The 22946-nt window shown below is 63.0% G+C and carries 21 protein-coding genes; 10 read left to right on the top strand and 11 right to left on the bottom strand.

From position 1 onward, the window contains the following. Window positions 1–80: 80 nt before the first annotated feature. Genes GGR20_RS17735 through GGR20_RS17725 form a run of 3 tightly spaced genes read right to left on the bottom strand, consistent with a single transcriptional unit; the run spans window position 81 to window position 2846 of the window. Complete coding sequence (locus GGR20_RS17735) at window positions 81–842, bottom strand: 2-keto-4-pentenoate hydratase (RefSeq protein WP_183312694.1); 762 nt, start codon at window positions 840–842, stop codon at window positions 81–83. 46 nt (window positions 843–888) lie between these two features. Next, window positions 889–1659, bottom strand: a complete 771-nt coding sequence (locus GGR20_RS17730) for an enoyl-CoA hydratase (RefSeq protein WP_183312693.1) — start codon at window positions 1657–1659, stop codon at window positions 889–891. After that, the gene (locus GGR20_RS17725) at window positions 1656–2846 is read right to left on the bottom strand and encodes a CaiB/BaiF CoA transferase family protein (RefSeq protein ID WP_183312692.1); all 1191 of its coding nucleotides are present in this window, start codon (window positions 2844–2846) and stop codon (window positions 1656–1658) included. The genes GGR20_RS17730 and GGR20_RS17725 overlap by 4 nt, the downstream gene beginning before the upstream one ends. 141 nt (window positions 2847–2987) lie before the next feature. Between GGR20_RS17725 and atzD the strand changes: the two genes are divergently transcribed. From atzD to GGR20_RS17695, 6 genes are read left to right on the top strand one after another with little or no spacing between them, the layout of a single operon-like run. Continuing rightward, complete coding sequence (gene atzD, locus GGR20_RS17720; protein WP_183312691.1) at window positions 2988–4085, top strand: cyanuric acid amidohydrolase; 1098 nt, start codon at window positions 2988–2990, stop codon at window positions 4083–4085. Between the two features lies 1 nt (window position 4086). Further along, window positions 4087–5280, top strand: a complete 1194-nt coding sequence (locus GGR20_RS17715) for an FAD-dependent oxidoreductase (protein ID WP_183312690.1) — start codon at window positions 4087–4089, stop codon at window positions 5278–5280. Then, complete coding sequence (locus tag GGR20_RS17710) at window positions 5277–6686, top strand: amidase (protein ID WP_183312689.1); 1410 nt, start codon at window positions 5277–5279, stop codon at window positions 6684–6686. Before GGR20_RS17715 ends, GGR20_RS17710 begins: the two co-directional genes overlap by 4 nt. Next, window positions 6683–7429, top strand: a complete 747-nt coding sequence (locus GGR20_RS17705; protein WP_183312688.1) for an SDR family NAD(P)-dependent oxidoreductase — start codon at window positions 6683–6685, stop codon at window positions 7427–7429. The genes GGR20_RS17710 and GGR20_RS17705 overlap by 4 nt, the downstream gene beginning before the upstream one ends. After that, entirely contained in the window at window positions 7426–8337 is a 912-nt protein-coding gene (locus GGR20_RS17700) for an NAD-dependent epimerase/dehydratase family protein (protein ID WP_183312687.1), read from the top strand. Before GGR20_RS17705 ends, GGR20_RS17700 begins: the two co-directional genes overlap by 4 nt. Beyond that, the gene (locus GGR20_RS17695; protein WP_183312686.1) at window positions 8334–9446 is read left to right on the top strand and encodes a hypothetical protein; all 1113 of its coding nucleotides are present in this window, start codon (window positions 8334–8336) and stop codon (window positions 9444–9446) included. Before GGR20_RS17700 ends, GGR20_RS17695 begins: the two co-directional genes overlap by 4 nt. A 28-nt stretch (window positions 9447–9474) precedes the next feature. Here GGR20_RS17695 and GGR20_RS17690 read toward each other — a convergent pair whose 3' ends face one another. From GGR20_RS17690 to GGR20_RS17655, 8 genes are all read right to left on the bottom strand, one after another. Next, window positions 9475–10398 carry an ABC transporter permease gene (locus tag GGR20_RS17690; RefSeq protein ID WP_183312685.1) on the bottom strand — a complete coding sequence of 308 codons (924 nt, stop codon included), beginning with the start codon at window positions 10396–10398 and terminating at the stop codon, window positions 9475–9477. 1 nt (window position 10399) lies between these two features. After that, a complete protein-coding gene (locus GGR20_RS17685) occupies window positions 10400–11548 on the bottom strand; it encodes an ABC transporter permease (protein ID WP_183312684.1) in 1149 nt (382 codons plus the stop codon). After that, window positions 11502–13073 (bottom strand): ABC transporter ATP-binding protein, encoded by a 1572-nt coding sequence (locus GGR20_RS17680; protein WP_183312683.1) that lies wholly within the window; start codon window positions 13071–13073, stop codon window positions 11502–11504. The genes GGR20_RS17685 and GGR20_RS17680 overlap by 47 nt, the downstream gene beginning before the upstream one ends. Before the next feature lie 52 nt (window positions 13074–13125). Further along, window positions 13126–14181, bottom strand: a complete 1056-nt coding sequence (locus tag GGR20_RS17675; RefSeq protein WP_183312682.1) for a BMP family lipoprotein — start codon at window positions 14179–14181, stop codon at window positions 13126–13128. 66 nt (window positions 14182–14247) lie between these two features. Continuing rightward, window positions 14248–15051, bottom strand: coding sequence for a BtpA/SgcQ family protein (locus GGR20_RS17670; RefSeq protein ID WP_183312681.1), 804 nt, complete (start codon window positions 15049–15051; stop codon window positions 14248–14250). Next, entirely contained in the window at window positions 15051–16193 is a 1143-nt protein-coding gene (locus GGR20_RS17665; protein ID WP_183312680.1) for an SIS domain-containing protein, read from the bottom strand. The genes GGR20_RS17670 and GGR20_RS17665 overlap by 1 nt, the downstream gene beginning before the upstream one ends. Before the next feature lie 24 nt (window positions 16194–16217). After that, entirely contained in the window at window positions 16218–17132 is a 915-nt protein-coding gene (locus tag GGR20_RS17660; protein ID WP_183312679.1) for a PfkB family carbohydrate kinase, read from the bottom strand. Further along, the gene (locus GGR20_RS17655; protein ID WP_183312678.1) at window positions 17129–17914 is read right to left on the bottom strand and encodes a UTRA domain-containing protein; all 786 of its coding nucleotides are present in this window, start codon (window positions 17912–17914) and stop codon (window positions 17129–17131) included. The genes GGR20_RS17660 and GGR20_RS17655 overlap by 4 nt, the downstream gene beginning before the upstream one ends. A 153-nt stretch (window positions 17915–18067) precedes the next feature. Between GGR20_RS17655 and GGR20_RS17650 the strand changes: the two genes are divergently transcribed. From GGR20_RS17650 to GGR20_RS17635, 4 genes are all read left to right on the top strand, one after another. After that, a complete protein-coding gene (locus tag GGR20_RS17650; protein ID WP_183312677.1) occupies window positions 18068–19042 on the top strand; it encodes an acetamidase/formamidase family protein in 975 nt (324 codons plus the stop codon). Then, window positions 19039–19953 carry an NAD-dependent epimerase/dehydratase family protein gene (locus tag GGR20_RS17645; RefSeq protein WP_183312676.1) on the top strand — a complete coding sequence of 305 codons (915 nt, stop codon included), beginning with the start codon at window positions 19039–19041 and terminating at the stop codon, window positions 19951–19953. The genes GGR20_RS17650 and GGR20_RS17645 overlap by 4 nt, the downstream gene beginning before the upstream one ends. Beyond that, window positions 19950–20933 carry a deoxyribose-phosphate aldolase gene (deoC, locus tag GGR20_RS17640; RefSeq protein ID WP_183312675.1) on the top strand — a complete coding sequence of 328 codons (984 nt, stop codon included), beginning with the start codon at window positions 19950–19952 and terminating at the stop codon, window positions 20931–20933. Before GGR20_RS17645 ends, deoC begins: the two co-directional genes overlap by 4 nt. 119 nt (window positions 20934–21052) lie before the next feature. After that, a partial coding sequence (locus GGR20_RS17635; protein WP_183312674.1) for an aldehyde dehydrogenase family protein occupies window positions 21053–22946 on the top strand: 1894 nt, incomplete at its 3' end.

Below are 22946 nucleotides of genomic sequence, written 5' to 3'. Positions count from 1 at the left end.
GGGCTGGGAGAAATTCCAGGCCGAGTGGCTTTTGGGACCACGGGCCGCAGCCGGGGCGCTACTGGCCGGCGAATTTTTTACTATGTCTGCCGGTGCGTACTAAAACGCACGGACAGGCGACCGTGTGAACCGAAATCGAGTTCAGCGAGCATGCCGGGCGCGACAGGGTGCACGCCTGTCATGGCGCCCGTACTCACCCAGTCGCCCTTTTTCAGCGCTCGGCCACGCCGCGCCAGGTTCTGGACGAGGAAGGACAAGGCGGCGAGAGGTCCTCCCGGTACCTGTTCGGCACTGCCGGAGGCGATCACGGCATTGTTGATGCTGACGGTGCAGACCAGGCTCTGCAGCGATCGCGCCCGCCAATCGGCAATGCTTCCCCCCAAGACCACGGCCAGATTGTTGCCGTGGTCGGAGACAACCGCGGTGGGTCCAAGTTCGACAATGGCGGCAAGCGGACTGCCGGCAATTTCGGCAGCGATACGCATGTCGGACACGTAGTCGGCAAGGTCCGCTTCGGCGAATACCTCGCTGCGCGCGGGTATATCGTGCCCGATCAACAGGGCGAGTTCGGCTTCGACGGCGGCAAAGCCCCCCGCGATCAATGGAACGGCAACGCCTCTGCCCCCTGCCCCTTGCTCGATAAGGCGAGCGACCGGCCCGACAAGCCGATTATCTCCAAGGGCTGCGGATTGTTCGGCGGCGATCAGTCCGACCTTCCAGGCGACGGGCCGGTCCGCGAGAGCGTCCAGCATGCGCTCCTGCACCGCATAGGCAGCTTGCAGCGTCGTCGGCTGCGGTCCCGGAAATTCCGCCAGGGACAGCGCTGCCCGGCGCGCGCTCAAGAATGACTCGGCGATAGTCTGGCTATTGTCCGTGCGTGCGTCCCCTTTAGCGGTTCTGCCAGGCAGGCTTGCGGCGTTCAAGAAAGGCAGCGACGCCCTCGGCAAAGTCGGCACTACCATAGGTGCGCTCGATAATGTCGGTGTCGTTGAAGTCGTTGCGGGCGATGCGGATCAACGAGGCCTTGGTGGCGCGTTGGGTCAAAGGCGCGGCACATGCGATAGCGTCGATCTTTTGGGCCAGCGTCGCCTCGAAAGCGTCGGCCCCCACAATCCAGGTCGGGAAGGCGCTGCCGACGATTTCGGATGCCGGCACGAGTTCGGCTGCAAAAAGCATGCGCCGGAGCAGAGCGGGCCCGACCAGGGTCTGCAGACGCGCGAGATTGCGGGACGACAGGCAATTGCCGACCGTGCGTGCAATCGGGGCGCCGATACGGGTACTCGCGGACAACAACTGCAGGTCGCAGGACACGGCGAGCATGAGCCCGCCGCCCGTGGCCACGCCCTTGACTGCGGCCAGAGTGGGGAATGGCAGTGTTTCGAGCGTGTCGATCACCTGCTCTACCCTGGTCTCATAGGCCAGGCCGTCGCTGCAGGATTTGAACGCTGTGAACTCGGAGATTTCCGTGCCCGCGGCAAAAGCCTTGTCTTCCCCCTCGAGCACCAGCAACCGCACTGCGTCGTTGCCACGCAGCGCCTCCAGCGCGCCGATCAGCCCATCATACATAGCGAGGGTCAGGGCGTTGCGAGCCCCGGGGCGGTCGATACGAATGCGGGCGACCGGCCCCTCCAATGTGGCGACGATGCCGGACACGGTCATTGGGCTGCTGCCGGCTTGATGCCAAGCTCAGCCAGGATTTCCGCTGTGTGCTCGCCCAAAAGCGGCGGAGGCCGGCGAACCTGCTGTGGCGTTCCCGAGAGCCGCACCGGAAAGCCGATGGAATTGACCTCACCTTCGATCGGGTGGTCGATCTTCATCACCACGTCGCGTTCGCGGGCATGCTCGTTTTCCAGCGCTTCGGCATAGTCATTGATCGGACCGGCCGGAATGCCGACGGCCAGAAGCATGTCGACGCATTCTGCGCGCGTCCACTGGACAAAACTCTTTTCCAGTGCGCCGATCAGGGCCTCGCGATTGGCCATGCGCAGGGCATTGGTGGCATAATCGGGGTTGTCGAGCAGGTCTGGCCGCCCGATGACCTCGCAAAGGCGCCGATAGAGCCGGTCATTGTTGGCGCCGAAGACAAAGTAGCCGTCGCTCGCTTCCACGGCCTGGTAGGGCGCCGCCATGCGATTGGCTGTGCCGATGCGCTCGGGCACATTGCCGGTACCCCAGTATTCGCAGATGTCCCAGACGGCAAAGGCGATGCCGGCGTCGTAAAGGGACGCATCGATGTGCTGGCCCTCCCCGCTCTTCTGCCGGCCGATATAGGCAGTGAGGATGGCGTAGAGCGCGAACAGCGAGCAGCCGATATCGGTTACGGGCACGCCCGATTTTGCCGGCGGCCCGCCGGGATGGCCGGTTATGCTCATCACGCCGGTGGCCGCCTGGGCGATCAGGTCGAAGCCCGGCCGGTCCGCCCAGGGGCCAGACTGTCCGAAGCCGGAAATGCTGGCATAAATGATGCCGGGATTGATCTTGCTGATCGTGTCGTAGTCGATACCAAGCTTCTTCATCGTGCCCGGCCGGTAGTTTTCGACGATGACGTCGGCGGTTCTCGCCAGCGCGTAGAAGATCTCGCGGCCCTCGTCGCTCTTGAGATCGATGGTGATCGAACGCTTGTTGCGGTTCATGTTGAGGAAGCCCAGGCTGTCGTCGCCCTTGAGCTTGAAGCCCATGGCGCGCCGCGTCTGGTCGCCACCCTGCGGCGGCTCCACCTTGATGACGTCCGCGCCCATGTCGCCCAGCATCATGCAGCAGAACGGTCCCGCCATGACCTGGCTGACATCGAGCACGCGCATCCCGGCCAGGGCACCCGCGCCGAACTGGGACTGTTGACTTGTCATCTGATCCTCCGAACCTCCGCCCGCGCCCGACAGGGTCCGCCACGGCATAATGCATAAATTCCGACAGCCGCTCTTGCCTGTGCCGTCTCTTCGTCTATAACATGTCGTCTGACCTCTGATGTCAATGGTCAGGACATGAATATGCGCTGTGACGTAATCCGCTTTGCCTTGTCGAATCCGGGCGATGTATCGGGGCTTGAAGAGGCGCTTGCGTCGGGCTCCATCGAGGCTGGCGACATTGTCGCGGTCATCGGGAAGACGCATGGCAACGGCCTCGTCAACGACTACACCCGAGGCTATCTCACACTGTCGCTGTCCCTGCTGATCGCTCGCCACACGGGCGAGACGCCCGAGGCAGTGCGCAAGCGGGTGCCTTTTGTCTTTTCCGGGGGCGTCGAAGGCGTCCTGTCCGCCCACTATACCGTGTTCACGGCACAGTCCGCCGAAGCCGGCTCAGGAGAGCCGGCCCTGGCCATCGGCGTTGCCTTCACGCCCGATTATGACCCCGGCGATATTGGCCGCCAGCACCAGATCGACACGACGGCCACGGCTATACGAGAGGCCATGGCATCGGCAGGCATAGACTCCCCGTCGGACGTGCATTTCGTGCAGATCAAGGGCCCCGCCTTTGACACGGACGATATTCTCGCCGCGCGGCACCCGCTGGTTTCGGACAATGCAGGACGCCTGATGGCCCTGGGACGAGCGGCATCCGCCCTCGGCGTCGGCAAGGCGCTGGGCGAGATGCCCGCTGACGCTGCCGTGGAAGCGGCCGTGCTCAAGGATTCTTCCCTTTTTACCTCGGTCGGCAGTTGTTCGGCGGGCACCGAAGTGCGCTGCAACGAGGTGATCGTGGTCGGCATGAGCCGGAAATGGTCCGGCCCGCTCGCCATCGCCCATGGGGTGATGCAGGACGCTCTCGATATTTCAGGAATTCATGACGTGCTGGACGCGCTCGACATGGTGGCGGACCCCCAGCTCGACGAACGCCAGGCAAAACGCCTGCGGGCCGGCTTCATCAAGTGCGAAGCATCGCGCAACGGCCAGATTCGCGGGCGGTCCCATGTCATGCTCACCGATGGCGATATCGACCAGCAGCGCCATATTCGCGGCGCCGTCGGGGCCATCGTGGCCAGCGTACTCAACGACACCGCCCTCTTCGTCTCTGGTGGCGCGGAACACCAGGGTCCGGACGGCGGGGGCATCATGGCCCTGATCGTTGACCGCGAGACCAACTGAATTGTCGCGCCGCGTTCGAATCGGCGTGGTGGGTGGCGGCGTCGTCGGCAGCCTCGTGGCCGCCGGCCTCGCGGGACGAGACGATGTCGAGGTGATCTGCTGCGAGCGCAGCGCCCAGGACATGCAGATCGATGTCGGCACCGGGCTCAATATCGGTCCGAACGGGGTCAAGGCGCTGCGCCACTTTCTGCCTGAAGTGGCGGAAAGCCTGGTTGCCGCTTCCCTGCCATGGTTTGAATGGACCGTGGCGCTTACCGATAGCACGCCCCTTGCCCGGTTCGAACTCGATCAGCTCGCGGACAATCCCGGCCTCCGCATCGGCTGGGCCGCGCTCAACACGCGCCTTCGTGCCTCGGCCGGCGCCGCCATCCGCTATGGCACCGACGTCATCGCTGCGGGTCAGGACGGCGACAGTCCCTTCATCGACCTGCGCGTGGACAGCGGCGAAACGCACCGCATCGACGACCTCGACCTGCTGATCGCCGCCGATGGCCGTTACTCGGTGGTGCGCGAAAGCCTCTTGGCATCGGACACGACCGAATACACCGATGTCGCGCTGCTGCGCCTTCTCTGCCCGGCCCCGGCCGACTGCCCCATCGACGACTACGGCCAATGGTTCAACGGACCCAACCGCCTCCTGGCCTTCCGCATTCCCGGCGACCGCGTCTACTGCGCCGGCGCCTTTCCACTGCCGGGAGACGGAACCCTTACCGACGCCATGAAGGACCCCTTGGCCATCAGCGCGCTGTTCATACCGCCATCGGGACAGGTCTCTCCCGCCGTTCGCTTTCTCCTTGACGCCATACTCGGCAGCGGCGGCCGGCTGCATTGGGCGCGGCTGCAGGAACGCGCAACCCGGCTTGTCGGCGCATCGCGTGTCGTCCTCGCCGGAGACGCCGCCCATCCCATGCTCCCAACCCTGGGACAGGGCGCAACCCAGTCGATCGAAGATGCCTGCGTACTCTTGGACGAAATTCGCCATGCTTTGGCCGGCGGCGGCGCGCTGCAGGACGTGCCGGCCCAATTCGCGGCGCGGCGGCAGCAGCGCATCGACTTCGTCACCGGCTTTTCCCGCGATGCGACCGACACGATGCGAGCCGGCGCAGACCCCGTCGCGGGGACAGCCAGAAAGCTCGAGCCGGCCTTCCTGAGCAAACTGCAGCAACTTTACCGCGACGTGCCAAGGCCGAGATGAGCGTTTCCCCACCCATTTGGGATCTGACGGGACTGCAACTGGCAGAACGCTACCGCTCGGGCCAGGTGCGGCCCAGCGATGCCGTTGCCGCCATCCAGCACCGCATTGCGGCTTATAACCCGGCGATCAATGCGATCATCGCGCAGGACGACGCGTCCCTCAAAAAGGCGGCGCACGCATCCGATGCCCGCTGGCAGGCGGGCCAGCCGCTCTCGCCGCTCGACGGCGTACCCATCACCATCAAGGACAATATCCACGTCGCGGGCCTGCCTGCGCGCTGGGGCAGCCGAGCCCACGAACATGATCGCCCCGACACCGACGAGCCGGCCGTTCGACGGCTTCGCGCCGCCGGCCTGCTCGTGCTGGGCAAGACCAACGTCCCTGAATTCACCCTCCAGGGCTATACCGACAACGCCCTCTTCGGCCCGACATTCAATCCCCTGGCGCCCGGCCGCACGCCCGGAGGCTCGACCGGCGGCGGCGCTGCAGCCGTGGCCGCCGGCTTTGGTCCCATTGCCATCGGCACCGACGGCGGCGGCTCGGTTCGCCGTCCTGCGGCCCATTGCGGGCTGTGGGGCTTCAAGCCGTCGATCGGCACCATTGCGCGAGCCGGCGGATTTCCGGCAATCCTGCACGACTTCGAGGTGATCGGGCCCATCGCCCGCGACGCAGCCGATCTCGCGGCGGTGCTCGCCATCCTCGCCGGTCCCGATGACGCCGATCCACGCACACGCGGCGCCTATGGCCCGGCCGCGCCCCTGCCGGCTCGACCGCGTATTCTAGCATTCGACACGATCGGCGACGCGCCCGTCGACCCGACTATAGCGACTGCCTTTGCCCGCTTTATCCGGGATCTGGAAGCTCTTGGCTGGCCGGTTACCACAGCGGCCGAGCCGTTCGACGCAGCCCGCGCCGGCGCTGTCTGGCAAACCGTCGCCCAGGCGGGCCTTGCCTGGCATATCGGTCGACACCTCGCGGATCGGCAGACCGGCGAAAATGCCCGAAAGATGGTCGAGGCCGGAATGGCGCTTTCGAGCGCCGACTATGTCGAGGCCCTCGCCGGCGCCCAGCAGCTGCGCACAGAGGCGCGCGACCTCTTCCAGCATACCGACCTGCTCATGAGCCCGACTATCGCTGCGCTGGCCTGGGACGCACGCCAGCCCTATCCCGAAACGATCGACGCCCAGCCAGTCGGGCCGCGCGGCCACGCCATTTTCACCGCCTGGGCCAATGTCGCGGGACTGCCGGCCCTCAATGTGCCGCTGGCTTGGACCGAAGGCGGCGGCGGCATCGGCGTGCAGGTGATCGCTGCGCCCGGTCGCGATCGCGCTCTCATCGATTTCGCGACATCCGTCCTGCCCCCCTTGGCGCCTGCGCCGCTCATTCCATCGAGGATCCTGCCATGACACACGACTTCACCGACCAGATCATTCTCGTGACGGGTGCAGGGGACGGCATCGGCCGGGCAGCGGCGCGGCAGTTCGCCGAGCGGGGCGGCACACTGGTCCTCATCGATATCAAGGGCGTGCCGGAGGTCGAAGCCGAACTGGCGGCGCGGGGAAGCGCCGTTCTCGGCGTAACCATGGATGTGCGCGACGCCACGGCGTGGAGCAACCTTGTCGCCGATCTGCTGGCGCGGTTCGGACGCATCGATGTGCTTGTGAACAATGCCGGCATTGCCCTGCCCGGCGACAGCGTCATCGACGGCACGGACGACATGTGGGAGCAGATCATGAGCATCAATGCCAAGGGCGTCTGGCTCGGCATGCAGGCCGTCTTGCCTGCAATGGTTGCCGCCGGGCGCGGGAAAATCTGCAACGTGGCCTCGACCGCCGCCCATATCGGGCTGAGGGACGCGGCCATATATTGCGCCTCCAAGGGCGCCGTCCTGGCGCTGACTCGGCAGGCCGGCGTGCAATATGCGCCCGACAATATCCAGATCAATTCGGTTTCTCCCGGCACGACCATGACCGGCATCCAGCGCACCGTGACCGACGCGCAGCGGGCGGCCTTTCTGCCGCTGACCCCGATCGGACGCTTTGCCCGGTCCGAAGAGGTCGCCGAAACGATCGTCTTCCTCTGCTCGGGCGGTTCCTCCTTCATCACCGGCGCAGACCTCAGCGTCGATGGCGGCATGGTGGCGCTATGAGCATTCTCGTCACGGGCGGCGCAGGTCTGGTGGGCATGGCGTTGCGCGAGCATCTGGCAGACCTGGGCCGGACGGTTATTGCCACAGACGCGGTCAGCCATGGCCGGAACGATCCGGACCTGATCATCGCGCAACTGACCGATCCGGCGGCGCTGGAGGTCCTATTCGCAAGGCAGGCCATCACCGCCGTCGTCCATTGCGGGGCCATATCTGGACCGATGCTGGCGCGCGACAATCCTGGCCTCGTCGTCGACGTCAATGTCGGCGGCACCGCGCGGCTGATGGACCAGGCCCGCCGCCACGGCGTCAGGCGCTTCGTGGTCTGCTCGTCGATCAGCGTCTATGGCAGCGTCGGGCCCGGACGCATCGATGAGACCACGCCTCTGCGCCCCACCTCGGTCTACGCGGCGAGCAAGGTGGCTGGCGAGGCGCTGGTCGATGCCTTCCAGGTCGAACATGGGCTCGATGGCGTCAGCCTGCGCATTGGCCGGGTCTACGGGCCGCACCGCCGCGGCAATTGCATCCTTGCCGATATCATCCGCAACGATCTCGCGGGTGCGCAGACCACCATCCCCTGCGATCCGGCGTTCATGTATCATTACGTGCATGTCGACGACGTGGTCGACGCCATCCTCACCGTGCTCGATGCGCCGCACCTGCCCGCGCGACGATACAATGTGGGCGGGGGCGAAGCCATGACCATGCCGCAGATCGTTGCCACGGCCGAGCAGGTCCTGCTCCGCGCCCGCATCGAAATGGTGCCGGGTGAGGACGATGTGCCCGATGTGCAGACCGAATTCGACATTTCGGCCATCGCGCGAGACCTGGGCTGGACGCCGAAGGTGCCGCTGGCGCGCGGCATCGGCCTTTATGCGGACTATCTGACGCAAGCCGCAGAGGCGAAGTGAGCTTCGTCTTCGCCCACCCGCTCCTCGGACCGGCGTCGCCGCTTGGCGATGCCGACCAGTCCCTGATCGCCGGATGGATGCGCGAAGAGGATAATGAACCCATCGCTTCGCGCGGCTGGACAGCAACTGGCGCTCGCCTCGCCCTCGACCATCTGCCCAGCCGGATTGGCGACATCCTCCAGGGCCATGACCTGACGCTGGGGTCGGCGCTGAACCGGACATTTTGCAAGGCCTACCTCGTGGGCACGGACACGGCCTATGCCGCCGCCTGCGGGCTTCGGCCATTGTTCGAGGAAATGCTCATTGGCACGCCCTGCGAGGCGATCGACAGCACGGAATTCGCCTACTACGCCCGCCAGGCCGTCGACGCTGACTGCCTCGTCATCGTCTTCGCCGCGTCCGAAGAACCCTGGCGCAGTCTCGAAGCAATCGTCGCCGCGCGAGGCCTTGGTGCCACGACACTCGTTCTCGCCGCTGGCGCCGACATGCGCTACGACCGCTTTGCGTCCTGGAGCTGGCGGCTAGCGCCGCCCCTCGATCCGATCGCCGACCCCAGCCTACTTCTGGCCATGGCCTACCGGCTCGCCCTTTCAATGGGCTCGCAGTACGGCGTGGCGGCAGACCGGCTGGTCCAGTTGGAGGCCGCGCTTGCGGAAATGCCGGGGCAGTTGCAAAAGGCATTGATAGCAACGGCCTCGGATAGCGCTATGGCCTCCCAGCTTGCTGCAGCTCGGCACATCGTGGTGGCCGGCAACGGGGCGGCCCGCGCAGCAGCCGCGGCAAGCGCGCATTGGTTCTGTGCTGCTACCGGCCGTCCGATCACGATGTGCGGGCTAGAAACTCTGGGCGATATTCCGTCAAGCCCATCCGTCGCCACGCTGGCCATCGTGCCCAACGGACTCAGCGTAAGGCGGGCACAACTCGTACTCGAGCGGCGGCAGGGCAACGATTCCACGGCTCTTGTTATCGCGGATGACAGTCCGCTACGGACCATCCGGGCGGGAGCCATATTTCCGCTGCCCGCCATGGTCGAACGTCTCTCTGCTCTAGTCTACCTTTCGGCCGGTCAGCGTATAGCCTGCGCTCTGCTCGAACGCCGACAGCCGTAGCTGCCGTCGTTCTCTATTCTCAGGCGTCTTAGTCAAGTGCAAACTTCCAGGCGCCGTGCTTGTTGCTGGCCCGCGCCGTGCGCACACCAACAATGACCAGCGCCAGAACCGTTACCACATAGGGGATCAGCTGCAGCAGTTGCGGCGCTGCACCGGTCACCTGCGGCAGGCGAACAGAGAGGGCCGTCGCCAGGCCGAACAGCAGCGCGACGAGCGCGGTGGGAAGCGGGCGCCCTTTGGCAAAAAAGATGGCGGCGAGTGCAATCAGCCCGCGTTCCGCCGTCATCTGATTGGCAAAAAGAGACACATAGGCCAGTGATAGATAGGCCCCGCCGAAGCCGCACAATGCGCCAGACAGCAGCATGGTTTGGAACTTGAGGCTCGTGACCTTGACGCCGGCCGCCGCTGCCGCCTCGGGCGCTTCACCGACCATGCGAACCCGCAGGCCCCAGCGCGTGCTATAGAGGGCAAACGCAATTACCGGAATGAACAGATACGCCACGTAGACCAGGATCGTGTGTCCGCTCAGTATTCGCCCCAGCACCGGAATATCGGCGATGAAGGGCAGGACGATGGGCGAGAAGCGCGGGATGGTGTTCGACATAAACACACCGTCCTCGCCGAGAACGCCTTTGAGCAACAGCGCAGTCAGGCCATATGCCAGGAAGGTCACCGCGATGCCGGCGATGAAAATGTCGGCCTTAAAGCGGAAGGTGAACGTCGCCATCAACGCGGCGAGCAGCACGGAGCTGATGACGGCAGCGATAAGCGCCAGCTCAAGGCTGCCGGTAGCGAAGGCTGTCGCGATGCCGGCAAAGGCCGCGACGATCATGAAGCCGTCCAGTGCGATGTTGAGCATGCCCGCTTGATAGGTGAGCAGGCCACCCATTGCGGCATAAACAAGTGGCGTCGACACGCGCACCGCCGAGTAAAGGACTTCTACAATGTCCATTTCAAGTCTCCGATGTCGTGCTGGATCGCGACGGGCGCATGGTGATTTCACTTGGCTTCTTGAAGTGGGTGAGCCAATCCCAAGAAATCTTGGCAGCAAGAACCAAAACCACGATGAACTGCAGAACCTGCACTAGGTGCTTGGTCAGGCCGGTCATCATCTGCAGCACGCCGCTTCCGCTGTTCAGCGCGCCGAACAGGAATGCCGAGAAGATCACGCCGATGGGATGGAACTGAGCAAGCATGGCTACGGCAATGCCATCAAAACCATAGCCAGGCGAGAAGTTGTCGTAATAGGCACCAAACTGACCCATCACCTGCTCTGCCCCGGCGAGGCCGGCGACACCGCCGCTGAGCAGGAACACGTTGAGCGCGCGCTTGGGCACGTCGATGCCGCCATAGTAAGCGAACTTCGGGCTGAGGCCGATGATCTTCCACTCAAAGCCGCGCACGGTGCGAGCATTGATGATGGCCAGGACCACGCAGAGCACCAGCGCTAGGATTAGGCCGGTATTAACCTGGGAGTAGAACGAGAAGGTGGACAGCTTGGCGCTTGGCAGCACGTCGGGCAGCTTGTTGGTCGGCCCGGGTGCCTTGAGGACGTGCGTCGCAAAATACCCGGTCAGCAGCAGCGCGATGGGGTTCATCATCAGGCATACGACCAGCTCGTTAACGCCAAATTTGACACGCAAGAATGCCGGAACAGCCGCCCAGGCCATGCCGCCGGCAAAGGCGGCCGCAATGCAGAGAGGCACATGCAGGAGCGCCGGCAGGTCGACGGCGAAGCCGACGATACCCGCGCACAGGGCGCCTACCAGCATCTGGCCCTCGGCGCCAATATTGGCGAGTCCGGCGCGGAAAGAAATGGCGACCGCAAGCCCGGTGAAAAGCAGCGGCGTCATCATCTGCAACGTGACCAGGATATTGGGAATACCCGCGAGGCTACCCGAGATCAGCAGCCAGTAGACCTCGAAGGGGTTTTCACCCAGCGCCATAACGAGCAAGGCGCCGAGGATGCCAGCAATAGCCAGGGCCATAATGGGATTGACCACTGCCGACAACAGCGAGGTCAGGTAGGGACGAGTTGTTGGTGCAGACAGTGTTTCAACAGACACGTGCTGGCTCCTTAACTGATGCGCCGGTATCGACAATCGGAGTCTCCAGTCCACCCATATAGCGGCCGACTTCTTCCTGAGTGGCGTCCGACGCCTTGAGATCGGCGACGATCTGACCGCGATAGATTACGAGGATGCGGTCGGAGATGGAGAAAATCTCGTCGAGGTCGGCGGAAATGACGAACACCGCTTTGCCGGCGTCGCGCATTTCCACGAGGATGCGGTGGATCGACTCGATCGCACCGATATCGACGCCCTGCGAGGGCTGTTCGGCGATGATGAGCGAACCGTCCTCGCGCGACAGCTCGCGCGCAATCTGCACCTTCTGCTGGTTGCCGCCTGAGAGCGAGCCAGCGGCCTTATCGAGTGTAGCGCCGCGGACGTCGTAGCGCTTGATGAGCTCGTCTGCCCTGGCCCGCGCGTCGCCGATCGACAAGAATTGTCCCCTCTTAAACTTGGGCAGGTGACCGACCGTCATGTTCTCCCAGATACTGCTCTGCAGCGAAAGACCAACGCCGCCGCGGTCAGCCGGAACATAGGCAAGGCCCAATGCGCGGTTGTCAGCGGGCGTAGCACCCAGCGGCTTGTCGCAGATCTCGATCTTGCCCCCGGCCGGCTGGCGCAGGCCGGCAATGCATTCGACCAGTTCGTCCTGGCCGTTGCCCTGCACGCCTGCCAGGCCGACGATTTCGCCGGAGCGCACGCTGAGCGAGAGCTTGTGGACCGCGTTCTCGCCGCGTTCGCCAAGCGCCGTCAGGTTGCGAATATTCAGCATGGTGCGGCCGCCCGGCTTGGCTTCGTCCTTGGCGACGCGTAACAGCACTGAGCGCCCCACCATTAGGCTGGCAATCTCCTGCGCGGTGACATCCTTATTGTCGATGGTGGCGACGATTTCGCCCTGCTTCATCACCGAGATGCGGTCTGATACCGCAAGGACCTCACGCAGCTTGTGTGTGATAAAGATGATCGAATGGCCCGACTGGGCCAGCTGTCGCATGGTCGCGAAGAGTTCGCGCGTTTCTTGCGGAGTGAGGACCGCCGTCGGCTCGTCAAATACCAGTACCTCGGCCTTGCGATAGAGCGTCTTCAAAATTTCGACGCGCTGACGCAGGCCCACGGACAGGGACCCGACCATGGCGCGCGGATCGAGATCGAGACCGAAGCGCTTGCTCAGTTCACCCGTCTCGGTTTCGGCGCGGCGCATGTTCAGCCGGCCCATGGCCAGCGTCGGCTCGGCGCCAAGCACGATATTCTCGGCCACGGTGAACGAGGGAGCGAGCTTGAAATGCTGGTGCACCATGCCAATGCCCTGTGCAATGGCATCGTTTGGCGTACTGAAATGAACGGACTTGCCGCGCAGCAGCACATCACCCTCGGTGCGCGGCAGCAGACCATAAAGCACGTTCATCAGCGTCGACTTGCCCGCGCCGTTTTCACCGACCAGCGCGTGGATTTCGCCGCGTCCGATAGTGATGTTGGCGTTGTGGATCGCGGTGAAATTACCGAAGCGCTTGACGATATTGCGCATTTCCACGACGTGTTTCGAAGTATCGGATGCCATTAAGAATCTCCCGATATTTGGGCCGCAGTCATAGACTGCGGCCCAATTTTTCTTACTTGGCGTTGGCGACAGAAGGTGGGGTTGCCATCGGAGGCGTTCCCATTTCCTTCTGACCGGGTGTCAGGTCGAAGTAGTTCGGCACCACGATTTCGCCCGAAAGCAGCTTGCCCTTGAGTTCTTCGACTTCGGCCAGGATTTCTTCGTCGATCAGACCAGCATTGTGCTCGTCCATGGCAGCTCCGACGCCGTCTTCGGCGAGACCGTAGTAGAGAACGTTGCCGCCGATGAAGGAGTCGTTGGCAACCGAAGCGATCATGTCATAGGCCTGGGTGTCGACGCGCTTAACCATGGAGGTTAGCACCGAGCCGGGGGCCATGTAGTTCTGGTTGCTGTCTACGCCGATGGCGAAAGTACCCGACTCTACGGCACCATCGATAACGCCGGCGCTGGTGGCACCAGCAACGGCGAAGTTGATGTCGGCTCCTTGGTTGACGTTGGCGAGTGTGAATTCTTTGCCGCCAGCTGGGTCCGTGAAGGAGCCGGTATAGGTCTCGATCACGTTGACCTCGGGGTTGGCCATCTTGGCCCCGTAGTAATAGCCAACGAAGAAGCGATGGATGATCGGAATGTCAGCCCCTCCGACGAAGCCGATGGTGCCGGTTTTGGTGGTTTTGGCGGCGATCCAGCCGACCAGGAACGAACCTTCCCAGTCCTTGGTGACCGTCGAGACGACGTTGTCGGCGACCGGTTCGTCACTGACGTCGACGAGGCCGAATTTCTGATCAGGGAAAGCCTCAGCCACGGCACGCATCGGTTCGATCATGTCGAACGATGATCCGATGATGATATCGAAACCCTGCCCGGCGGCACGTGCTAGAGTCGATTGGAATTCGGAAACCGCACGCGGCTGGATGACGACGTACTCTGCGTTGAAATCAGCCTCGGCACGTTCCATGCCTTCAACCATCATGTCGTTAAATGAACGGTCGCCCAAACCGGACTCCGAGGTGACCATAGCGACGCGGGGGCCTTCCTGCGCTATCGACAAAGTGGAGAGCATAAGCAGCGAGGCAATTGTCAGCCCCGCCCTGAGATTAAATCTAGACATATCTTTGTTCCCTTTCCTGAGATTGAACGGATGGACGCTTCTCCTGACGCTGCATCCGCACCATATTCATGGAGCGCGCCGTGCGGCGGCCATGAAATCCTGCACTTTCTGGGGCACGAATCGCCCCACGGCTGAACCGCTGTCCTTCATCGCTGTAGAAACGAAGGCGCCGTTGGCTTCGGCCATAGCTTCGGCGAAGTTTTCGCTGGTAACCCCGCCACCCACGAAGAGGGGCGCTTTCGGGTATTGGGCCCTGGCCCGGGCGACCATGTCGAGCGTCTGCTCGTAGGACTTGCCAGTGAGGACCAGGCCATCGGCCAAGCCCAAGCGCAGGGCGAATTCCACATCTTCCTCGAAGCCACCGGTTGCGATGGGCGTGCCTGTGCGGTCATGCACATCGGCGAGGATGGCGACATTGTCTGCGCCAAGCGCCGTGCGTGCCTTGATGGCCACGTGTGCCTGCGCGGATTCGATGCCGAACGGGGTCAGCATGGCGCCCACGTAGATCTTTATGCGGACGAAGTCGGCCCCCGAGGCCGACGCCACCGCCATCATGGCGTGGGCATCGTTCTCAAGAAAATTGAGCCCTACAGGGCAGGATGCGGCGGCTACTATCTCGCTCGTCACACGCGTCATCCAGGCCACCTGCTCGACGCTTGTCTTGTGGTGGACCGGGATGTCGCCCAGATTCTGCACCAACAAAGCATCAATGCCGTTGCGACTCAGAATCTCGGCTTCGGACCGGGCGGCCTCGATCACTGCCTCGACTGTGCCTACACGATAGTTGGCACCGCCCGGCAACGCCGGAAGCTGCACCATGCCGACAACGGGCCGGTGCCCTTGATTGACTTGCAAGAGTAGCCGGCTCATTAGGCCATCTCTGCGGAATGGAAGATCTGCCGAAAGTTGACTTCCTGGCGACGACGATCATTGAAGCCCAGGAAGGCCACGTTCTGGACCTTTGAGATTTCACAGGACAGATATTCGAACACCAGCTTGTAAACGAATGGGGTCAGCACTTCGCGAATGCCTGTCGGCATCGCGAAGAAGATATCGGCCGCGGCGCGTGCCTCGGCGTCGGCCTCTTCGGCGATGATGATGACGCGCGATTCCATCTCGCGGGCAGCGCGGGCCTGTTCCAGACCACGGATGCGACCCGGGCCGGGCGGCAGGATGATGAAGGTGTCGACGTTGGAGCGGGTCATGAAATAATGCTCATGCGCCCACTCCTCCAGCTGGGACAGGTGCGCCGGACGTGTCAGGCTTTCGAACCACTTGGCCATGGCGAAATAGGCCGTGGCATAGTTCGGCCCGCCGCCGACAAACACAGTGTGACGATCGGGCGTGAAGCTGGCAGCAATCTCGCGCGCCAGCGCCGCCGTAGATGCATCGGCAGCGCGCATGGCTTCGGCTGTTGCATGGAGTTCCTCGACCAATACCTTGGATGCCGCGGCATCAAGATGGCCGATGCGCTCGCCGATGGCGATGGCTGCGACATAGAGGCCTAGCATGCTGGCCGTGTAGGTCACGGTGCCAGGGGTTACGACGCGGGTGCCGTTCGGCAATTCTTTGATGTTTGGCGTCGCGTTGACACGGATCAGCGTCTCGGCAGCCTGTGCCAGCTTGTTCTCCGCGCTTACGGTGACGGCAAAGGTCCATGCGCCCTTGGCGCGAGCGAGGCGTACGCCTTCGATGGTGCGCGACACGGTACCGGAGTTGGACACGCCGAAGACGAAGCTGTTGGCGGGTAGATCTTCAACGAGATAACGCGAGAACTCGAGGGCTTCGACCGCTTCCACCAGACGTCCGGTGGCCTTCATCATGAACTGTCGTACGGCAATGGCAGCGCAATAGCTGTCACCGCAACCGATCATGAAGCCATGCTGCAACGAGCCAGGATCGCGATCGGCAACCACCGAACGCATATAGGTCAGCATCTCGTCGATGTTGTCCCTGACGAAGTCTGGCTGCAGCGCGATTTCGCGCAACATGACGGTCTTTTCGTTATCCACTTAAGAACTCCTAGTCAGTTTGTATTAGAATGGGCGGGTCTCTACTCGAGCCAACAGAGCGCTTCGACGCGCCTCGCACTCTTCGGGGCGGGCAGAAACCAGGGCTCCTGGTCCAGAACTTTGAACGGCGAAACTACCAGCTACCGAACCGCGCAGCGCCGCCTCGAGCGCCGTACCGCTATGCACGAAGCCCGCGAGGGCCCCGCCGGAAAATGCGTCGCCTGCGCCTGTCGTATCGCGTACGCCGTCGGCTATTGCGGGCAGCCAAGAAAGCTCCGCGTCATCTGCGCCATGGAACAGCACACCGCTTCCGCCTAGCTTGACCGCTATCATCGGGACATCAGGTGCGACTTCGCGCATACGGCGGATGGTGTCGGGAATGCTGTTGCCGGGATATAGCGCCTCTGCATCCTGCTTGCTGGGCAGAAAAAGGTCGGCAACAGTCAGTAGCTGCGTGCGATCAGCATCGGCCAGTTCCGCAAGGTATCGGTCATCGAGATCGATCGAAATGGTCTTGGTGCCAAGACGGCGCAGCTTGTCGGCAATGGCGATCTGCTGCTGCCATGGGACGGGCGCGATGTGCGCATAGTCGCAAGTCAGCGCTCCCACATCGTCGAGCGTCGGACTGTATTCAAGCCAGTCACGGGTATAGGAGCGGAACACAAACGTGCGGGTACCATCTTCTTCATAGAGCCCCCAGTCCCGCAGGGTTTGGCCAGTGCGTCGGCAATAGTCGAGAACCAGCCGCCCCTCGAGCATCTCGATTGGATAATCGTCACCGATAGGAGCCACGGCCGCCGGCCGGTGCCCCCAGATCGCCATTCCCAGTGCGGAATAGATAGCGTTGCCGCCCGGCGTGTACCACATGGTCGTGCCGTCGGCGAAAACCAGGTCGTCGACCGTGACGTTGCCAAAACTAGCAAAGGTTAGATGGGTCACGTGGGCATACCTGCGCGCATTGAGGTGAATTCGACCACTTCGGTGTTGTGGTAGTTGATGGAGAGCAGCATCGGGACGTTGTTTGCATCCACATGCAGTTCATGCATTCGCAGGAGTGGAGCACCGCGCTTGAGCTGCAGCAGGCCTGCCAGTTCGGTGTCGGCGGCGACTGCGGAAACGCGCAGCTTGCTGTGCGAAATGGGACGGCTGAAACGCTCGCGCAGGAATTGGTAAATCGATCCCCCGGTAAACTGACTGAGGGCGCCGAAGTCCTTCTCTGCGTGCTGGAGCACCAGATATTCATTGGCGTAGACGAAGGGCCGGTCATCCACCAGTCGAACGCGCCTGATCCGGCCCAGGGGCGCCCCCTCGTCCACTCCAAGTTCGGCCGCAATCTTGTCGGCGGCGGCAATGTGCTCGATTTGCAGATCGCGGTGGCCCGAGGTGCCGCCGGCGTCGCGGATCAGGTCTGTCATTGACCGCATCTGCTCAAGCGAGCCGAACATGGGCTTGCTGGCCCTGCTGACGAAGGTGCCGACGCCGTGCCTGACCTGCAGGTGACCGTCGTGAGCCAGAATGCGGATGGCCTCGCGCAGGCTTGGACGGCTGATGTTAAGCTGCTTGGCGAGTTCTGCCTCAGGCATGAACTTGGTGCCCACAGGAATGATGCCCTGCTCGATCTGTTCGCGCAGGGCATTAGCGACGCGCTGGACGAGATCGTCCCGGCGCACGCCGGAAGCCCAGATTTTGTCGTTCAGCTGATGGAAGTCGATTTCGGTCACGGCGATCCTCGGTTGATATGAAGTTTGCATGAAGCCTTTCGGCGGTCAATAGGACAGAGGTCAAAAGTCTGACCTCTTGCTTCTGATAGCGCTTTTGTGGTTTCCTATCGCCAACATCATGCCATGCCACTGGGCTGGTCGCGAGGAGATAAGATGTCTGTTCACCACCTCAATGCCACACCTGAAACCGTGGTTTGGGGCCGTTTTTCGGCAAAGATACCCCCTGTCCTGACGATCCGGTCCGGAGATTCGGTGGTGGTTGAAACCTATTCGGGCATTTCCGATCTCTATCCACCCGCAGGCAGCGGCATGAATGTCTCGCCCAAGCTGAAGGCGATCAACGAAGCGGAACTGCCATTCCGCTGGGGGCATCTGCTGACCGGACCAATAGCGATAGAAGGCGCGATGCCGGGCGACATGCTCGAGGTGCGCATCGAAGCGGTGGAGCCGCTGGCTGATTGGGGTTTCAACGCGATCGAGCCATTTGACGGCACGTTGCCGCATGACTTCATCATACCTGAGCGCGTGTTGAGCCATATCGGCGTCGACCGCAAGGCGCGCATCGCAAAGATGCCCTGGGGCACGCCGTTGCCGCTCAACCCTTTCTTCGGCGTCATGGGCGTAGCGCCGCCACAAGAATACGGCGAAATTTCCTCCCGCGAGCCGCGCAAGCATGGCGGCAATCTCGACAACCGGCGCCTGACGGCGGGGACGACGGTTTTCTTTCCTATCTGGGCCGAGGGCGCGCTGTTCACCTGTGGCGATGGCCACGGCATGCAGGGTGACGGCGAAGTCTGCGTCACCGCGCTGGAAATGGCGCTCGAAGGACACTTTACCTTCGCGTTGCACAAGGCTGGCACAGTTGCGGAGCGCGTTTTGCCCAGGGCCGAGTCTCCCAGCCACCTCATCAGCATGGGGTTTGATGCCGATCTCGACGAAGCGCTGCGGATCGCCGTGCGCGAAATGATCGCCATGGTTTGCGAACGCTCCACACTGGGCCGCACAGAGGCCTATCAGCTCTGCTCACTGGCTGCCGACTTCGCGGTCACGCAGTCGGTCAACGGGGAGAAGGGCGTACACGGCGTATTGCCCAGGTCGGCTCTGGCGGGGGTGGAGGTAACGGAGTGAAAGTACTCGTGACCGGCGGTGCCGGCCTCGTCGGCATGGCTTTGCGTCGCCATCTTCAGGCGGCGGGACACAGCGTGCTGGCGACCGACATCACTGACTTTTCCCGACATGATCCCGATCTCTTCTTGGCCGATCTCAACGATCACGCGCGTCTCGAACAGATGGTGGTGGAAGGTGAAGTTCAGGCCATCGTGCATGCTGGCGGCATTTCCGGGCCGCTGATGCAGCGAGAATTCCCGCGCAGCGTTATGCGCATCAACGTGGACTCGACAGTCTTCCTACTGGATCTGGCTCGGCGGCATCGCATTGGTCGGTTAATGCTGATGTCATCGCATGTGGTCTATGGCCATAGCGACAAGGTCGTAGTTTCCGAAGAGGATGCAGTGCATCCCGGCACGACTTATGCCGCCAGCAAGGTTGCGGGCGAAGCGCTGGTGGAGTCCTTTGCGCGCGAATTCGGCATTTCGGCCGCTGCCCTGCGCCTAACTCGAGTCTATGGTCCGCACCGCCGTGCCAACTGCTATCTGCGGCAGGCCATTGAGGACAGTTTCGTGGGCAGGACTACGATCATTCCGTGCGACCCGAGCTTCCCTTATCACTTTCTTTCTGTCGAAGATGTGGCTGGCGCGACGCTGGCTGCTCTCGCCGCAGAAAAGCTCGATCACTCTACCTATAATGTCGGTTCCGGCGAAGTTCTGACCATGGATGCGGTGCGCAATATCATTCTGGCAGTCGTGCCAGGTGCGCGGATCGAACTGGTTGAGGGCCGCGACCCTGCACCCGAAGTGCAGAATGACTTCTCCCTGCGGCGGATGGCGGAGGACGCTGGCTGGCGGCCGCAGTACCCGCTCTCTGCCGGATTTGCCAACTACTATCGGCGTGCATTGGCGGACGGAAAGGTAATGCAATGAAACTGGTGACCGCAGAGTCCACCACTCCCGCACACAAGCGCAATCCGGGCTATCCACTCGATCTCGACTGGGTCGAACGGGTGCGCATGAACCGCTCGGCGCTGGAACGTCGGGCCGGCACCATCGGCGCCCGCCGTACGGTCAAGAAGGATCACCAGCTTGCCTGGCTCCTCAAGGCGATCACCATGATCGACCTGACCACGCTCAACTCCGATGACACCCCAGGACGCGTCGAGCGCCTTTGTGCCAAGGCGCGCCATCCGGTGCGCCAGGATATTCTCGACCAGCTCGGCATGTCTGGCCGCCGCATCCTTCCCGGTGCCGTCTGCGTCTATCACAGCTTCGTTGATACCGCCGTGCGGGCCCTGGAGGGGACCGGCATTCCCGTCGCCGCCGTATCCACGGGTTTCCCCCATGGCCTGGCTCCGGTCGAGACCAAGATCGCCGAGATCGAGGCTTCGGTGAAGGATGGGGCAAAAGAGATCGACATCGTCATCGAGCGCGGCATGGTGCTGCGCGGCGACTGGCAGGCGCTCTACGATCAGGTCAAGGCCTTCCGCAAGGCCTGCGGCGACGCGCATATCAAGACCATCCTCGGCACTGGTGAGTTGGCCACCCAGACCAATGTCGCCAAGGCGTCGCTGGTCTGCATGCTGGCCGGCGCCGACTTCATCAAGACCTCGACCGGCAAGGAAAAGGTCAACGCCAACCTCGTCACCTCCCTGACCATGATCCGCATGATCCGCTGGTTCGCTGAAGAGACCGGCATCGAGATCGGCTACAAGCCCGCCGGCGGTATCGCCACGGCCGTCGACGCGCTCAAATACATGGCGCTGATGAAGGAAGAGCTGGGCACCAACTGGCTGCAGCCACACCTGTTCCGCTTCGGCGCATCGAGCCTGCTGACCGACATCGAGCGGCAGCTCGAACACGGTCTGACCGGCCACTACGCGGCCGATTATCGCCAGCCGATGGTGTGATGAGTGTGGAGGGGGACCATCCCCTCATCCGGCGCTGAGCGCCACCTTCTTCCCTCCGGGAGAAGCATCAGCGGCCTTGCCGCACCCGAAGAATTCAGGCACTCGCGAGGAGGCCACATATGAACAAGATTGCACAAATCTTCGATAGCCTGGATTACGGTCCGGCACCCGAGGCGCCCGATCAAGCCATTGCCTGGCTCGACAGCAAGGGCCGCAAGTTCGGCCACTTCATCGACGGCAAATGGACCAAGCCGGGCAAGACCTTCACCGCCGACAACCCGGCTACCGGCGCTTCGCTGGCCGAGATCACCGATGGCACCGCCGCCGATGTCGACGCGGCCGTCAAGGCGGCCCGGGGTGCATTCAAGTCCTGGAGCGCCCTTTCCGGCTATGAGCGCGGGCGGTTCCTTTATGCCATCGCGCGCATGATCCAGAAGCATAGCCGACTCTTCGCCGTGCTCGAATGCATGGACAATGGCAAGCCCATCCGTGAAACCCGCGACGCCGACATTCCGCTGGCCGCCCGCCATTTCTACCATCACGCGGGCTGGGCCACCCATCTGGCGCGCGAATTCCCCGACCACGTGCCCTACGGCGTCTGCGGCCAGATCATTCCGTGGAATTTCCCGCTCCTGATGCTGGCCTGGAAGATCGCACCGGCCCTGGCCGCGGGCAATACCGTGGTGCTCAAACCGGCCGAATTCACCTCGCTCACCGCGCTGCTCTTTGCCGAAATCTGCGAGCGCGTCGGCCTGCCCAAGGGCGTGGTCAATATCGTCACCGGCGAGGGCGACACCGGCGCCGCCATCGTCAACCATCCCGATATCGACAAGATCGCCTTCACAGGTTCGACCGAAGTGGGCAAGATCATTCGCGCCGCCACTGCCGGCTCCGGCAAGGGGCTGAGCCTCGAGCTGGGCGGCAAGTCGCCCTATATCGTTTTTGAGGATGCAGATCTCGACAGTGCGGTCGAGGGCCTAGTCGACGCCATCTGGTTCAATCAGGGCCAGGTCTGCTGCGCCGGCTCGCGCCTTCTGGTGCAGGAAAGCATCGAGGAGCGCTTCATCGCCAAGGTCAAGGCGCGCATGGCCAAGCTGCGCGTCGGCAACCCGCTGGACAAGTCGGTTGATATTGGCGCCCTGGTCGCTCCAGTGCAGGTCGAACGCATTCGCGACCTGATGAAAAATGGCATTGCTGAAGGCGCCGAAGTCTACGAACCCGACTTTGAACTACCCGGCGGCAATTGCTACCTCAAGCCCGCCCTGGTCACCAATGTCTCGCCCGCCAACACCCTGGTGGCCGAGGAGATTTTCGGGCCTGTCCTGGTTGCCATGAGCTTCCGTACGCCCGAGGAAGCGGTGGCCCTGGCCAACAATACCAAATATGGCCTGGCGGCCACGCTCTGGAGCGAGAACATCAATCTCGCCCTCGATATCGCGCCCAAGCTCAAGGCCGGGGTGATCTGGATCAACGGCACCAACAATTTCGACGCGGCCGTTGGCTTTGGCGGCTACAAGGAAAGCGGCTTCGGGCGCGAAGGCGGCCGGGAAGGCATGAGCGCCTATCTCAAGCCCGCCTGGGAAAAGACGCTCAAAGCAGCCCCGCCCGCAGCCCCGACAAAACCGGCAGCGGCAAATCCGCTCGATACCGGAAGTCTCGACCAGACCGCCAAGATGTATGTTGGCGGCAAGCAGGCGCGTCCCGACAGTGGCTACAACCGGCCTGTGTTCGGTCCCAAGGGCGAGCTGGTCGGCGAAGTTGGCGAAGGCAATCGCAAGGACATCCGCAATGCGGTTGAAGCCGCACGCAAGGCGCTGAGCTGGGGTACGACCGCAGCCCATGCGCGCGCGCAGATCCTCTATTACCTGGCTGAAAACCTCGATTACCGGCGCGACGAGTTCGCCGCCCGCATCAAGGAGCAGACCGGCGAGAACGGTGCCGAGGAAGTCGCCCTGTCGGTGGAACGCCTGTTCGCCTTTGCCGGCTGGGCCGACAAGTTCGATGGTGCGGTGC

Source organism: Devosia subaequoris (genome assembly GCF_014197055.1).
GTDB lineage: Bacteria > Pseudomonadota > Alphaproteobacteria > Rhizobiales > Devosiaceae > Devosia > Devosia subaequoris.
Note: the sequence above shows the minus strand (reverse complement) of the source record. Positions and strands in the feature narration are given on the sequence as shown.

Bases quoted from the DNA above. Each gene is read 5' to 3' on its own strand.
- GGR20_RS17730 (WP_183312693.1), bottom strand. From the start codon at position 1,659: ATGACCGTGTCCGGCATCGTCGCCACATTGGAGGGGCCGGTCGCCCGC.
- GGR20_RS17725 (WP_183312692.1), bottom strand. From the start codon at position 2,846: ATGACAAGTCAACAGTCCCAGTTCGGCGCGGGTGCCCTGGCCGGGATG.
- atzD (WP_183312691.1), top strand. From the start codon at position 2,988: ATGCGCTGTGACGTAATCCGCTTTGCCTTGTCGAATCCGGGCGATGTA.
- GGR20_RS17710 (WP_183312689.1), top strand. From the start codon at position 5,277: ATGAGCGTTTCCCCACCCATTTGGGATCTGACGGGACTGCAACTGGCA.
- GGR20_RS17705 (WP_183312688.1), top strand. From the start codon at position 6,683: ATGACACACGACTTCACCGACCAGATCATTCTCGTGACGGGTGCAGGG.
- GGR20_RS17700 (WP_183312687.1), top strand. From the start codon at position 7,426: ATGAGCATTCTCGTCACGGGCGGCGCAGGTCTGGTGGGCATGGCGTTG.
- GGR20_RS17690 (WP_183312685.1), bottom strand. From the start codon at position 10,398: ATGGACATTGTAGAAGTCCTTTACTCGGCGGTGCGCGTGTCGACGCCA.
- GGR20_RS17680 (WP_183312683.1), bottom strand. From the start codon at position 13,073: ATGGCATCCGATACTTCGAAACACGTCGTGGAAATGCGCAATATCGTC.
- GGR20_RS17675 (WP_183312682.1), bottom strand. From the start codon at position 14,181: ATGTCTAGATTTAATCTCAGGGCGGGGCTGACAATTGCCTCGCTGCTT.
- GGR20_RS17670 (WP_183312681.1), bottom strand. From the start codon at position 15,051: ATGAGCCGGCTACTCTTGCAAGTCAATCAAGGGCACCGGCCCGTTGTC.
- GGR20_RS17650 (WP_183312677.1), top strand. From the start codon at position 18,068: ATGTCTGTTCACCACCTCAATGCCACACCTGAAACCGTGGTTTGGGGC.
- deoC (WP_183312675.1), top strand. From the start codon at position 19,950: ATGAAACTGGTGACCGCAGAGTCCACCACTCCCGCACACAAGCGCAAT.